Origin of the sequence: Pseudoroseicyclus tamaricis (assembly GCF_012070395.1) — a bacterium.
GTDB classification, from domain to species: Bacteria; Pseudomonadota; Alphaproteobacteria; order Rhodobacterales; family Rhodobacteraceae; genus Pseudoroseicyclus_A; species Pseudoroseicyclus_A tamaricis.
Window position 1 is genome coordinate 789992 of sequence record NZ_JAAFYS010000001.1, and the last position, 14171, is coordinate 804162.

The following is a 14171-nucleotide window of genomic DNA, read 5'->3' on the forward strand; positions in this document are numbered from 1 at the left end:
CTGTTGAAATCGTCACCCGCACTCAGCGGGCGTTCGTGAAGCGGTGCGCAAGCATGGCGATGATGATGATCGCGCCCTGCACCGCGGCCACGAGGTACTCAGACACCATGTCCGACAGGACCATGACGTTCGCGATGACCTCGAGGATGAGTGCGCCGGCGACGGAGCCCAGGATGCGGCCCTTGCCGCCGCGCAGGAGCGTTCCGCCGATGACGACAGCCGTGATGACCTGAAGCTCCCAGAGCTGGCCGGTGGTCGGCGTGGCGGCGCCGAGCCGCGGCACGTAGCAGATGGCGGCGACGGCCACGCAGAAGCCCTGGATGACGAAGGCCATCGTGCGCACGCGGCCCACATGCACGCCCGAGAAGCGGGCGACATCGTCGCTGGATCCGGCGGCGGTGACGCGGCGCCCGTACTTCGTGCGGTAGAGCAGGAAGCTGCCGACCGCGATGACGACGATTGTCATCAGGACGGGGTAGGGGATGCCGAGGAAATCGCCGAAGTAGACGGGCCGGTAGGCCTCGCGCAGCGACCGGTCGATGGGGATCGAGCCGCCGTCGGAGAGAAAGGTGATGAAGGCCCGGAAGATGCCCATCGTGCCGAGCGTGACGATGAAGGGTTCTATCTTCCCGACCGTCACGATCACGCCGTTGAGCAGCCCGCAAAGCGAGCCCACCACCAGCGCCACCCCGGCGCCGGCGAGGATGGCCCAGTTGCCCAAGGCGGGCACCATGGCGTTCATCGACATGATCATGATGCCGGTGACGAAGGCCATCATCGAGCCGACCGACAGGTCGAGCCCGCCCGAGGCGATCACGAAGGTGGCGCCGACAGCGATGATTGCGATGAAGGCGCTGCGCGTGACGACATTGAGCAGGTTGTTCGCCGACAGGAAGTTGCTGTTGATCAGCGCGCCGAGGATCACGATGACCGCCAGCGCGATGAAGGGCGCCAGTTCTCCCCAGCGGATGCCCTGACGGCGCTTCTCCGGCGCCGCTGTGATGTCTGCCGTGCTGCTCATGCGATTGCTCTCCCCCCGGTCCGGTCGCGGCTGCTGGCCGCGGCGTAGACCACCTTCTGTTCCGTGATCTCCTCGCCCGTCAGCTCCGCCACGAAGCGGCCGCCGCGCATCACGAGCACCCGGTCGGCGAGGCCGACCAGCTCGGGCAGTTCCGACGAGATGACCACGCAGGCCTTGCCCGCCTGCACCAGCGCGTCGATGAACTTGTAGATCTCGCTCTTGTTGCCGATATCGATGCCGCGCGTCGGCTCATCGATGATGACGACCGACGGGTCGGTCATCATGACCTTGGCGAGCAGCAGCTTCTGCTGGTTGCCGCCGGAAAGCTGCCCCGCCTCAAGCGTCAGGGCGCGCACGCGGATGTCGTATTCCTCGACGGCCTCGCGCAGGGCGCGGGTCTCGCCCGCGCGGTCGAGCATGATGCCGGGACTGACGCTATCCAGCGCCTGCAGGGTGAGGTTCGGCGCCAGCCGCTCGCGCAGCAGCAGGCCTTTGCCCTTGCGATCCTCGGTCAGGTACACGAGCCCGGCATGCATCATGGCTTCGACGCTGGGCCGCGCGATGGTGGTGCCGTTCACTTGAATCGAGCCGGCGTGGCTCGGCCGTAGCCCCATCAGCCCCTCGATCAGCTCGGTCCGCCCGGCGCCGATCATGCCGCCGATGCCCAGCACTTCGCCGGGGCGCACCTCGAACGAGGCCTCGACCTTGCCGTGATCGACCGAAAGGTCCTTCACGACGAGAAGGGGGGCCGCGGAGGAGAGGCCGCGCTTGGGCGGGTAGAGCATCGAGAGCTCGCGCCCGACCATCAGCTCGGCCATCTGGCGCTGGTCCAGCTCCGATGCCGGCCATGTGCCGATCATCTCGCCATCGCGCAGCACCGTCACCCGGTCGGCCAGCTGCTCGACCTCTTCCAGCCGGTGCGAGATGTAGAGGACGGCGACACCCTGGCTGCGCAGCGTGTCGACCACGCCGATCAGCGCCTCGACCTCTTCATTCGCCAGCATGGCGGTGGGCTCGTCGAGGATCACCACCTTGCGGTCGTCGAGCAGGGCGCGGGCGATCTGGATGAGCTGCTGCTGGGCGAGCGGCATGTCGGAGACGATGTCGGCCGGGTGCGCATTGGCGCCGACGCGGGCCAGCACCTCGGCGGTGCGGCGGTTCATGGCGCGGTCGTCCACCATCAGCCCGCGGGTCAGCTCGCGGCCGAGAAAGAGGTTCTGCGCCACGGTCAGATCGGGGGCGAGCAGGATCTCCTGGTGCACCAGCACCACGCCCGCGGCCTCGGCCTGCACGGAATCGGCGAAGTCGACACGGGTGCCGTCCATCTCCAGATGGCCTGCCGTGGGGCGGGCATGGCCGGAGAGCAGGCGCATCAGCGTCGACTTGCCGGCGCCGTTCTCGCCGATGATGGCATGCACCTCGCCGGGGCGGATATCGAGGGTGACATCCTTCAGCACGGTGATCGGCCCATAGGCCTTCGCCAGCCCCTCGGCCCGCAGAACGGGCAGGGCGGTGGTTTCAGCCAGGGCGTGCACGGCGGCGTTCATTCGAAGGCCGCCGCCAGCCGGTCGCGCGAGCGCGCGATATGATCGTGCATCGCCGCATGGGCGGCATCGGCATCGCCGGCGCGGAAGGCTTCGAGCAGGCGCTCGTGCTCTTCCAGCGCCTCCTGCGTGACGCGGGAGTGGAACATCAGGCGGAAGATGTGCAGGTGCACATGCTGATCGGTCAGCGCCTGCCGGACGGTCTCGTTGTCTGCGATCTTCAGGATCTCTTCGTGAAACTGCGCGTCCGCCCGGGCGAAGCGCGAATAACGGCTGTTGCGGTCGACCGGCTGCTCGCCCTTCTCCATGTCGGCGGCGGAAAGCTCGAGGCGATGCAGCAGCTCGGGCGTGAGGTTCAGGCAGGCCTGGCGCGCGCTCTCCGGCTCTACCATCAGGCGGAACTTGTAGAGATCGTCGAACTGCTTGTGGGTCAGCTGCGGGGCGGCGGAATAGCCGATGAGATGCGCCTTGCGCACCAGCCCCTCCCGCTCCAGCCGGGCCAGCGCCTCACGGACGGGTGTTTGAGAGACGTCAAGTTCGCGAGCCAGCCCGTCGATGGGCAGGCGGGCGCCGGGCGGAATCTCCAGCGACATCAGCCGCTCGTAGATCCGCTCATGCACGCCGTCGACGATGCTCGCCGGGCGCACGAGGCTGCCTCTTCCTGCTCTCTCCGTAGCGACTGCCACCCCGGTTCTCCTCCCGATCAGCGTCCTTGACAGGCCAGAGGTTAACACCGATAGGATATCGAATGTCAAATGCAATATCATATACGATATGGTCTTGCGGCGATTTGGTGGGGTCGAACGCCTGACGGATCGCGGTGTAGCGCTTTGATATGAAGCGGGATTTCTGGCGCATCGCCGTGCCGGCGAGACCCGCAGGAATTGGAGAAGCCAGCCCGGGGGGAGCCATCGGGCGGGCGTCAGACGCGAAGGCGGAGGAGTTACCATGGCGATATTCGGCACGATCAGAGCCCCCAGAGAGCTGATCTTCGGGGCAGGCCAGCGCCGGGCCCTCGGGCGCATCGCGGCAGGCCTGGGGAAGCGGGCGCTGATCGTCACCGACGAGAGGCTCGCCGGCGATGCCGACTTCCGCCAGATGGTCGCCGATCTGGAAGAGGCGGGCCTCGCTACGCAGGTCGATGCCTCCACGCTGCCCGACGTACCCGTCGCCACCGCCATTGCCAGCGCCGAGGCGGCGAAGAGCTTCTCCCCCGATCTGGTCATCGGCGTCGGCGGCGGCTCCTGCCTCGACATGGCCAAATGCGTGGCGCTGCTGCTCAGCCACGGTGGCAAGCCGCAGGATTACTACGGTGAGTTCATGGTGCCCGGCCCCGTGCTGCCGCTGATCGCCATTCCCACCACCGCCGGCACGGGATCGGAGGTGACGCCCGTGGCCGTTCTCTCCGACGATGCGCGCCAGCTGAAGGTCGGCATCTCCTCGCCGCATCTCATCCCCACCGCCTCGATCTGTGACCCCGAGCTGACGGCGACCTGCCCGCCGGGCCTCACCGCCATCGCCGGGGCCGATGCGCTGACCCATGCCATCGAGGCCTTCACCGCCATCCGCCGCGAGCCGGTTGCGGGGCTGGCGCAGGAGCGGGTGTTCGTCGGTAAGAACACCACCTCCGACCATTTCGCCCTGCAGGCCATCGGCCTGCTCTGGGAGGGGCTGGAGCGCGCGGTGACCGACGGCAGCGACGCCGAGGCCCGCGCCCAGGTGATGCTCGGCGCCACCAATGCCGGGCTGGCCTTCGGCGTGGCCGGCACGGCCGCTGCCCATGCCATCCAGTACCCCGTCGGCGCGCTCACCCACACGGCGCATGGCGCCGGGGTGGCCTGCCTCATGCCCTATGTCATGGCGTGGAACGCGCCGAAGATCGCGCCGGAGCTGGAGCAGATGGCTGGGGTGATGGGCCTCGGCGGCGGCGCGGATGTCATCCCCGCCATCGCCGCGCTCTTCGCCCGCATCGGCATCCCCGCCACGCTTGCCGATCTCGGCCTCGCCGAAGACAAGCTCGACTGGGTGGCCGAGCAGAGCTGCGGCATCGCCCGGCTCATCCAGAACAACCCAAACCCGCTGCCGCCGGAAGACATGCGCCGCCTCGTCGGCGCCGCCTATCACGGCGAGACCGCCGCCCTGACTGCCTGATCGGAGACCAATATGACGCTCGATACCCCGCACAAAGGCTATGCCGACCCCGCCCTGCATGCGCAGGGGCTCTATATCGGCGGCGAATGGCGCGCCGGCGGCGGCATCCCGGTCACCGACCCCTCCACCGGCGAGACGCTCGCCGAGGTGGCCGATGCCGGCGAGGCCGAGGCCGCCAGCGCCGTCGAGGCTGCCGCTGCCGCCGCGCCGGGCTGGCGCAAGACGCCGCCGCGCCAGCGCTCGGAGATCCTGCGCCGCTGGTTCACGCTGATGACCGAGCATGCCGAAGAGCTGGCGCTGCTCATCAGCCTCGAGAACGGCAAGGCGCTGCCCGATGCGCGCGGCGAGGTGGCCTATGCCGCCGAATTCTTCCGCTGGTATGCCGAAGAGGCGACGCGCATCGGCGGCGAGTTCCGCCACACGCCCTCGGGCGCGCATAACATCCTCGTCGATCATGAGCCCATCGGCATCGCGGTGCTGATCACGCCGTGGAACTTCCCCGCCGCCATGGCCACCCGCAAGATCGGCCCGGCGTTGGCGGCCGGCTGCACGGTGATCCTGAAGCCCGCCTCCGAGACGCCGCTGACCGCCTATGCCATGGCGCGGCTGGGGGAGGAGGCGGGCGTGCCGCCGGGCGTGGTGAACGTGCTGACGACGAGCAACCCCGGCCCGGTGACCAGCGCCATGCTGGCCGACCCGCGAGTGCGCAAGCTCTCCTTCACCGGCTCCACCGGCGTCGGGCGGACCCTGCTGGCCGAGGCGGCGAAGACGGTTGTGAGCTGCTCGATGGAGCTCGGCGGCAACGCGCCCTTCCTCGTCTTCGACGATGCCGATCTGGAGGCGGCACTGGACGGCGCCATGGTCGCCAAGATGCGCAACGGCGGCGAGGCCTGCACGGCGGCCAACCGCTTCTACGTGCAGGCGGGCATCCACGACGCCTTCGTCGCAGGGCTGACGGAGCGGATGGCAGGCCTGACCCTCGGCGCCGGCTACGAGGACGGCGTGCAATGCGGGCCGATGATCACCGACAAGGCGGTGGAGAAGATCGACCGGCTGGTCCGCGACGCGGTAGAGCAGGGCGCAAAGGCCACCACCGGCGGCGCCCCGCTGGACCGCGCCGGACACTACTACCCGCCGACCGTGCTGCAAAACGTGCCCGCCGGCCTCACCATCTCGCGGGAGGAGATCTTTGGCCCCGTCGCCGCCATCAGCCGTTTCGAGACGGAGGAGGAGGCGGTGAGCCTCGCCAACGACACCGAATACGGGCTGGCCGCTTACGTCTATTCCCGCGACATCATGCGCGCGATGCGGGTGGGCCGCGCCATCGAGACGGGTATGGTGGGCATCAACCGTGGCCTCATGTCCGATCCGGCGGCGCCCTTCGGCGGCGTCAAGCAGAGCGGGCTCGGCCGCGAAGGGGGCGTGACCGGCATTCTGGAATTCATGGAGCCGAAATACTTCGCCGTGGAGTTCTGACATGACGGCGCCGGACGGCCCGGATCTCTACCGCAACCGGGATTTCATCCCCGATTTCGATGCCATCATGGCGGAGACCGAGGCGCGCAGCCGCGCTCTTGCCGCCAGGGTGCGCATCGAGCGCGATGTCAGCTACGGGCCGGGGCCGCGGCAGACCCTCGATCTGGTCTTCCCGCCCGGGCTCTGCGAGGGCGCGCCGCTGCACATGTTTATCCATGGCGGCTATTGGCGGGGGGGCAGCAAGGAGGCGCATACGCTCGTCGCGGCTCCTGTCATCGAGGCGGGCGGCATCGCGGCCATCGTCAGCTACGACCTCATGCCCCGCACCCGCCTCGCCGCCATCGTGGCGCAGGTGCGCGAGGCGGCCCGCCATCTTGTCTGGATGGCGCCGGAGCTCGGGGCCGACCCGACCCGCTTCACGGTGAGCGGCCATTCGGCGGGCGCCCACCTCGCCTCGCTGCTCGCGGCGAAGGCGCCGGGAGAGGAGGCGATGCCCGAGCTGCCGCCGATCAAGTCCATGCTGCTGGCGAGCGGCATCTACGACCTCACCGGCATCCCCGGCAGCTTCCTGAAGGACGAGGCGGAGATGCGCGACGACGAGGCGGCGGCCTGGTCGCCACTTTCCGCCGAGCACAGGGCTGGACCGCTGCGCATCCTCACACGAGGCGAGGCGGAGACGGCGCCGTTTCAGGATCAGGCTGGGGCGCTGGCGGCGCGGCTGACGGCCGAGGGCCAGCCGGTGGAGCTCCGGCAGGAGGCCGGCCACAACCACCTGACCATCGTGCTGGGCCTCGCCGACCCGGATGCCCCGCTGGGCGCGCGGCTGGCGGAGATGGTGGCGGCGAGCTGATCCTCCAAGTTCGCGGACGGCGTGACATGCAGTTGCGCAGAGCGGGCGCCAGATCCTCTATGGCGGCGTCCCCTTCTCGCACCTCGCTGCCGAGGAGGGCGCCTTCGAGCGCACGTTTACGCTGCTCGGCCCCAGCAAGACCGAGTTGCTGACCGGCTACCGCGTAGGCGTCGTCGTCGGCTCGGCTGCGGCGATGCGGGCGGTGGAGAACGTCTTCTCCGTCACGTCCCTCCGCGCCCCGGCCTACGGGCAGCATGTGCTGAAAGGCTGGCTCGGCCCCGACGAGGCCTGGATCGCCGAGCGGATAGCGGCCTTCGCCGCCCTGAGAAAGCAGACGACGGACCGGCTGGCGCGGGTGCCCTGGCTGAAGGTGCACCCTCAGGACGGAACGGCCTACCTCTGGGGCGACGTGTGCGAGCTCGGCCTGCCGGACATCGAGATTGGCCGCACGCTGGCGCGCGACGCGGCGGTGCTGGTCAGCATGGGCTACCAGTTCGGCCCGTCCTCGAACGGCTTCATCCGGATCTGCTACGCCCGCGGGCCGGTCGGCTGGGCCGCAGCGCTGGGCCGGATGATCGAGGCGCTTGAGGCGCGGGCCCGCTAGGGGCCGGGTCCGGCCCACGGATCGGGGAGGTGTCTGCTCAAGCAGTCATCACCTGCCGCCGAGCGGCGCCTCCGCCCCCGGGGAAACCTTTCTCCTGCAGCCTCCCGGATGTACCTTCCCCCCGATCCATAGAATGACGGTCCCGGGGGATAGACATGCGCGCCACGACATCCATGCGTGCGAACCGGGACTCCCGCTCCCTTGCTGCGATGCGGCAGACCCTGTTACCCGGGCAGCCCATCCTCGATCCGTGCGGAGACAGCGCCAGTGCATGACTTGCCCCAACCGGGCGGCGCCGCCGCGCCGCGCATCCGCCTCGTCTCCTGCGTCGGGGTGGGGCTGGATCTGGCGTTCCTGCCGCATTTCCTCCGCCACTACGCGGGGCTGGGGATAGAGCCGGCCCACATGCACTTCATCCTCAACGCGGGGGAGGAAGAGGGCGCGGCGCTGGAGCGGGCCGAGGCGATGCTGGCCGAGTTCGGCGCCGCGCCGCCGCGCCTCTGGCGGGGCACCTACAGCAGCGAAGCCATGTGGGCCGAGCGCCGCGCCCTGCAGAGGGAGGTGGCGGCGCCGGAGGAGTGGATCGTCAATTCCGACGTCGACGAGCACTACAGCTTCCCCGCGCCGCTCCCCGAGATCGTGGAGCACTGCCGGCAGGTCGGCGCGACCTGCGTCCAGGGTCTGCAGATCGACCGCTTCGCTGCCGATGGCACGCTCGCCCCGGTGGCCGACGCGCCGGCGCTGGCGGAGCAGTTCCCGAGCGAAGGGGAGGCCTCCTTCCACATCTTCGGCGGCGGCAAGCATCAGGGAATCTCGGGCACCACCAAGATCATGCTGCACCGGGCCGATGTCTTCCCCCGGCGGGGCGGGCACAATCCCGAGGGGCTGACGAAGGATTCCCGGGGGGCGGCGAGCGCCGACGGCCCGCGCTTCCTCGCCGGGCGGCCGCTGCACACGTTCCGCGAGATCGCGGACCCGGCGTTCCGCTTTGCCTTCCCCTTCCAGAGCGCCCACTACAAGTGGACCGCCGCGCGCCTGCCGAGCATCGAGCGCCGGCTCTCGGCGGCGGAGGTCAGCCCCGCGGGGCGGGAGTTCGGCGGCAAGGTGCAGGACTACATGGCGCAGAACGGCCGCATCCGGCTGGACGACGTGGCCCTCCGCGCCCCCGGCGACCGGCCCGAACCGAACTGGCGCGGCGCCATGGCCGCCCTGCGCCACGGGATGAGCGACGTCTTCGTCGTCATCCGCGCCGCCGGAGAGCGGACGGAGGATCTCTGCCGCGAGCTGGTGCGCGCCGAGCTGCCCGATGCGCAGATCGCCCTGATCCGCGAGGTGCCCTTCGCCGCCGCCGTGCGCCGCGCCTTCGAGCTCGGCGTGGCGGCGGGGCGGGACTGGACGCTCTGCCTCGACGCCGACGTCCTCCTCCGCCCCGGCGCCCTTGCCGAGCTGCTCGCTGCCGCCCGCGCCCAGCCGGAGAACACCTTCGGCGTCTGCGGCCGCGTCGCCGATCCTCTGCTCGGGCAGTGGCGCGTCGCCGGCCAGCACCTCTATCGCACGAAGTGGCTGGGCAAGGCGCTGGAGGAGGTCCGCTTCGATCCCGAGCAGCGCCGCCCCGAGAGCCACGTGAAGCGGCAGATGAAGGGCAGGGGGCACGACTGGGCGGATGTGGACGTGGCCATGGGCCTGCATGACGCCGAGCAGTCCTTCGCCGACATCTTTCGCAAGGTCGTCGTCCACACGCGCAAGCATGACCGCTTCATGGGCTATGCCCGCCGCTACTGGGAGCGGCTCGGTGGCGGAGACGCCGATCTGCGCGTCGCGCTCTGGGCGCTGGAGGCGCCGGAGCGCATCGCCGACGTGCGCCCCCCGCAGGGCGAGGGTGCCCGCAACGTCCAGATCGACCGCCGGCACTTCCCCGAACGGATCGACGCCTTCCTCGGCGAGGTCGGGCTGCAGGAAAAACCGCCCCTCGTCGCCGATGCCTTCGGGCCGGAGGAGATCTCCCGGCGGCTGGAGGCTTTCGCCGAGGCGCCGGAATGGCTGGAGGACCGCGAGCAGATCGAGGCCGATCACGCGCGGGAGGTGACGCGCCGCGCGCAGCGGCCCCGGCTGATCTCCTGCATCGGGGTGGACGGGCCGGGCGATGGCGACCTGCCTTTGCTGCCGCATTTCCTGAAGCACTACCTTCGCCTCGGCATCTCCAGGGGCCGCATCCACCTGATCCTCAACGCCGCCAGCGCCGACAGCCCGAACCTCGCGCGCGCCCGCGAGATCGTGGGGCGCTTCGGCACGGCGCCCCCGGAGGTCTGGGTCGGCCCCTATACCAGCGGCGACATGTGGGATCGCCGCCGCGCCCTGCAGCAGAAGGTCGCCGGCCCCGACGACTGGATCGTCAACGCCGATGCCGACGAGTTCCACGCCTATCCCGCCCCGCTCGACGAGGTCACCGAAGTCTGCGCCGAGCTCGGCGTGCGCTGCGTGCAGGGGCCCTTCGTGGACCGGATCGCCTCTGACGGCAGGCTGGCGCCGGTGGAGGAGGGCCGGCCGCTCTTCGCGCAATTCCCCCTCGCCGCCGACGTGGGCGGCGCCATCGGCAAGCGCCCCGGCGCCGAGGATGCCACGGGCACCGTCAAGCTGATGCTGCACCGGGGGGATGTGGTGCCGGGCCTCGGCGGGCACAGCGTGCAGAACGTGCGCCCCGCGGCGCTGGTCTACAACCTGCCGCTCCAGCAGTTCCCGCGCATCAAGGCACCCGAGTGGCGCTTCCGCCTGCCGTTCCTTGTCTGGCACTTCAAGTGGACGGCCGGCCTCGCGGAGGGGCTGGAGGCGCGGCGGAGCACCGCCGGCGCCAGCGCCGCGGGGTCGAGCTATGGCGGGCGCATCCTCGACTACCTCCACGAGACCGGCGGCCGGATCGTGCCGGAGCATGTGCGGCTGGCGCCCGAGGGGATCGGAGAGGCCCACGAGGGCTGGCGGGACGAGGTCACCGCCCTCGCCGAGGCGGGGGCGCGGCTGCGGCCCGTCCGGACGCGCGCCGTCCGGCAGCGCAAGGCGGCGGAGGCCACCGCGGCCTCCCTCGCGCCCGGCTGGCGGGTGCGCCAGCTCACCTTCGGCAGCGCCGGGGGCGCCTTTCATGCGCACAGCTACTACGACATCCCTGTCCTGAGCGATGACGCCAGCCGCGTCGCCGCCTACCGCATGGGCATCGAGGGGCGCTGGATGACACCGCGAGACGCGGTCGAGATCGGCATCGTCGATGTCGAGCGCGGCGGCTTCGCGCCCGTCGGCACCAGCCATGCGTGGAGCTGGCAGCAGGGGCCGATGGCGCAATGGCTGCCGGGGGACAGGGGCCTCGTCTGGAACGACCGCGCCAGCGTCGGCGCAGAGGGGGGCGATGCTTTCGTCGCCCGGCTCTACGACACGGCAACGGGGGAGACGTGCACGCTGCCGAGGCCGGTCTACTGCCTCGCGGCCGGCGGGCAGGTGGGCCTGTCGCTCAATATGGCCCGGCTCGACAAGGTGCGCCCCGGCTACGGCTATCCCGGCGGCGCGGGCACCGGGCTGGACGAGGGCGCGCCGGAGGGCGACGGCATCTGGGCCGTCAGCCTCGTCAATCCCGACGCGCCGCCCCGCCTCCTCCTGCCGCTGTCGCGCGCGGTGCAGGTTCTGGCCGCCTGGCTGCCGGAGGCGGAGCGGGAGGAGCACCTCTCCGGCGCGCTCGTCCACTGGTTCAACCACGCCAAGGTCTCTCCCGACGGCAGGCGCTTCACGGCGAAGCTGCGCTGGCGCGCCGCCGATCTGAAGAGCCGCTGGACCGGGCTGATGGGGGTGAGCATCACCTGCGGCATGGATGGCGAGGACATGGCCATCCTCGCCCGCGGCACCAGCCACGTCATGTGGGACGGGCCGGACAGGCTCTACTTCTGGCACCAGGCGGAGAAGAGGTTCGTCACCATGACCGATGCTGTGCCTGAGGGCACGAACGGCGCCGTGCCGCACCCCGATCTCATCACCGCCAACGTCCACTTCCGCCATATTCCGGATGCGCCGATGTTTGCTGTCTACGACACCCCCTACGAGCCGGAGATCGACGTGATGTGGCTGGACCGCCAGACGGGCGAGGCCGAGCGGCTGGCCCGCTTCCATAACCACCAGCCCCCGCACGGCCCCTACCGCTGCGACCTGCACCCCGTCCCCTCCCGCGACGGGCGGCGGATCATCGTCACCTCGCTGCAGGATGGCGGCCGACAGATCTATGTGCTGGAGCGGGAGGCGAGCGCGTGAGCCGCCCGCGCCTCATCCTGACGATCCTCGTGCGAGACGAGGCCGACATCATCGCGCAGAACGTCGCCTGGCACCTCTCGCAGGGCGTCGACCACGTGATCGTCACCGACAACGGCTCGAGTGACGGCACCTCCGATGCACTGCGCCCCTTCCTGCAGGGCGGCGCACTGACGCTCCTCCACGAGCCGTCCGATGCCTACCTGCAGGACGCCTGGACGACCCGGATGGCCCTTATGGCACGGGACGAGCTCGGCGCCGACTGGATCATCTGCAGCGATGCCGACGAGTTCTGGCGCGCGCCTTCGGGGAATCTTAAGGACGCCCTGCCGGAGGGCGAGGACGCCCCGGCCATGCTCACCTGCCACCGCCACAACATGATCTGCCCGCGCGACGCGCTGGAGACGGGGCCATGGGCGGACCGGCTGGTCTACCGGGCGGTGGACCCGCCGGCGATGGTCGCCCCGCCGCAGACGATGGAAGAACTGCACGCGATCCGCTTCGAGCACCCCTACTTCCAGTACCGCCTGCCGCCGAAGATGCTGTTCCGCGCCCGGGGCCTGACATCCATCGCCCGCGGCGCGCATGGCGGGGGCTATGCCGGCGAGGCGACGAAGGCGGACAGCGCGGTGGAGATCCTCCACTATCCCATCCGCTCGCGGCGCGCCTTCGAAGCCTCCGTCCGCCAGATCGGCGGGGCGATGCGGCGCAACGCGGGTACGGCGCTGCAGACCTCGTGGAAGTACCGCCGCTGGCTGGCGATGACGGAGGCCTCCGGCAGCATCTGGCCCGCCTTCGCCGAGGCGCTGCCAGACCGCCAGCGCCTCGCCCGCGACGTGGAGGCCGGGCGGCTGGTGCGCGACCTGTCGATGAGCGAGGCGCTGGCGCAGCTCGACGTGCCGGCCCCGATGGTGGAGGGCGAAGCGCCTGCGGTGCCGGCGCAGCGGGTGGAGCCGGGCCACATGGGCTCGCTCCTCCTCGTCACCGGCCCCGACGCAGGGGTGGATGCGGCGCTCGCCGAGCTGCTCATTGCCCGGGGCGCGACGCCGCCCCTCGCCCCGCCGCGCCGGCTGAAGAGCCTGGGCGAGGCGATCCTCGTCGAGATGGGGCGAGGGGGGCGCGATCTGCGCGCGGCCCCGAAGGGCTGGTTCGACCGGCCCATCGCCCGGCAATACCAGCAGACGCTCTTCGAGGCGCTGGTCGAGAGCTTCGCCGACCTCAACGACGCCGTCGTCCACGGTCCCGAGCTCGCCGCGCTCCTGCCCCTCTGGGAGGGCATTGCCCGCGACTGGCAGCTGGGCCTGCGCACCGTGCTCGCCATCGGCAACCCCTCGCAGGAGGTCCGCGCCTGGCACAGGGCGACCGGCCTCCCCCTGCCCATCGGCGCGCTGATCTGGGCGCGCCGCGCGCTGGACGCCGAGCGCCACAGCCGCGGCCTGCCGCGGGTGATCGTTCTGCACGATGACCTCTTGGGCGACTGGCGTGCCTGCGCCGGTGCGCTCGAGGGGCAGCTCGGCCTGACGGCCCCCGCGCCTCACCGGGCCCCGGATGACCAGATCGAGGCCCTGATCTCCCGCCTGAAGGCGCCAAGCGCCGCCACGGTCAACGACGCGCTCGCCGATCCAGCGCTGCCCGATTTCGTCAAGGAGGTCTTCGAGACCCTCCGCGCCCTCGCGGCCTCTCCTGAGACCGACCATTCCACCACCCTCGACCGCCTCGGCGCCACGCTGGATCAGGCCTGCGCCCTCCTCGGCCCCGCGCTGGCCTCTTCCGGAGAGGTAGAGGCCGAGCCCGCATTGCAGGGCCAGCCCGACGCCACGGAGACGAGCCAAGCGCTGGAGGCCAGCCAGACGCAGAATGCCCGCCTGACCCTCCTCCTGCGCTGCCGTGCCCGGCTCGTCGCCCCCTCGCGCCCCGGTCTCCGGCAGCGCGCCCGCGACCGGCTCTCCGGCAGCGACGCCGACGTGCGCGCGGTCCGCGAGGCGCCCGAGTTCGACGCGGAGTGGTATCGCAGCACCTATCCCGATGTCTCGGCGCACGGCATCGACCCGGCCCAGCACTTCCTGCGCTTCGGCGCGCGCGAGGGCCGCAACCCCGGCCCGGGCTTCGATACGCTGCGCTATTACGAGGCCAATCCGGATGTGCTGGAGTGCGGCGCGCTCGCCTTCCTCCACTACATTCGCCACGGGCGGGAGGAAGGCCGCGCGATCTTTCCGGCGGAGCCTCTGCCGGTGTAGCAATAGC

General features: G+C 70.7%; 9 protein-coding genes. 6 read left to right on the forward strand and 3 right to left on the reverse strand.

Annotation, left to right across the window (positions count from 1 at the left end):
- Positions 1–22: 22 nt before the first annotated feature.
- From GY170_RS03630 to GY170_RS03640, 3 genes are read right to left on the reverse strand one after another with little or no spacing between them, the layout of a single operon-like run.
- Positions 23–1021 carry an ABC transporter permease gene (locus GY170_RS03630; RefSeq protein WP_163890031.1) on the reverse strand — a complete coding sequence of 333 codons (999 nt, stop codon included), beginning with the start codon at positions 1019–1021 and terminating at the stop codon, positions 23–25.
- On the reverse strand, positions 1018–2556 hold the full coding sequence (locus GY170_RS03635) for a sugar ABC transporter ATP-binding protein (RefSeq protein WP_235937786.1): 1539 nt from the start codon (positions 2554–2556) through the stop codon (positions 1018–1020). Before GY170_RS03635 ends, GY170_RS03630 begins: the two co-directional genes overlap by 4 nt.
- An 8-nt stretch (positions 2557–2564) precedes the next feature.
- Positions 2565–3212 (reverse strand): GntR family transcriptional regulator, encoded by a 648-nt coding sequence (locus GY170_RS03640; RefSeq protein ID WP_235937787.1) that lies wholly within the window; start codon positions 3210–3212, stop codon positions 2565–2567.
- A gap of 301 nt (positions 3213–3513) precedes the next feature.
- Here GY170_RS03640 and GY170_RS03645 point away from each other — a divergent pair, with 301 nt between their 5' ends.
- The 6 genes from GY170_RS03645 (at position 3514) to GY170_RS03670 (ending at position 14164) form a co-directional block, all read left to right on the forward strand.
- On the forward strand, positions 3514–4716 hold the full coding sequence (locus GY170_RS03645) for an iron-containing alcohol dehydrogenase (RefSeq protein WP_163890037.1): 1203 nt from the start codon (positions 3514–3516) through the stop codon (positions 4714–4716).
- A 12-nt stretch (positions 4717–4728) separates the two neighbouring features.
- Positions 4729–6192 carry an NAD-dependent succinate-semialdehyde dehydrogenase gene (locus GY170_RS03650; RefSeq protein ID WP_163890039.1) on the forward strand — a complete coding sequence of 488 codons (1464 nt, stop codon included), beginning with the start codon at positions 4729–4731 and terminating at the stop codon, positions 6190–6192.
- Between the two features lies 1 nt (position 6193).
- The gene (locus tag GY170_RS18590; protein WP_163890041.1) at positions 6194–7042 is read left to right on the forward strand and encodes an alpha/beta hydrolase; all 849 of its coding nucleotides are present in this window, start codon (positions 6194–6196) and stop codon (positions 7040–7042) included.
- Positions 7043–7094: 52 nt separating this feature from the next.
- The gene (locus GY170_RS03660; protein WP_163891143.1) at positions 7095–7646 is read left to right on the forward strand and encodes an aminotransferase class I/II-fold pyridoxal phosphate-dependent enzyme; all 552 of its coding nucleotides are present in this window, start codon (positions 7095–7097) and stop codon (positions 7644–7646) included.
- 267 nt (positions 7647–7913) lie between these two features.
- Positions 7914–11930 carry a glycosyltransferase family 2 protein gene (locus tag GY170_RS03665; RefSeq protein ID WP_163890043.1) on the forward strand — a complete coding sequence of 1339 codons (4017 nt, stop codon included), beginning with the start codon at positions 7914–7916 and terminating at the stop codon, positions 11928–11930.
- Positions 11927–14164: a glycosyltransferase family 2 protein gene (locus GY170_RS03670; protein WP_163890045.1), complete on the forward strand. Its 2238-nt coding sequence runs from the start codon at positions 11927–11929 to the stop codon at positions 14162–14164. The genes GY170_RS03665 and GY170_RS03670 overlap by 4 nt, the downstream gene beginning before the upstream one ends.
- Positions 14165–14171 lie beyond the last annotated feature (7 nt).

Coding starts and splice junctions, on each gene's coding strand:
- GY170_RS03630 (WP_163890031.1), bottom strand. CDS start 1,021: ATGAGCAGCACGGCAGACATCACAGCGGCGCCGGAGAAGCGCCGTCAG.
- GY170_RS18590 (WP_163890041.1), top strand. CDS start 6,194: ATGACGGCGCCGGACGGCCCGGATCTCTACCGCAACCGGGATTTCATC.
- GY170_RS03645 (WP_163890037.1), top strand. CDS start 3,514: ATGGCGATATTCGGCACGATCAGAGCCCCCAGAGAGCTGATCTTCGGG.
- GY170_RS03650 (WP_163890039.1), top strand. CDS start 4,729: ATGACGCTCGATACCCCGCACAAAGGCTATGCCGACCCCGCCCTGCAT.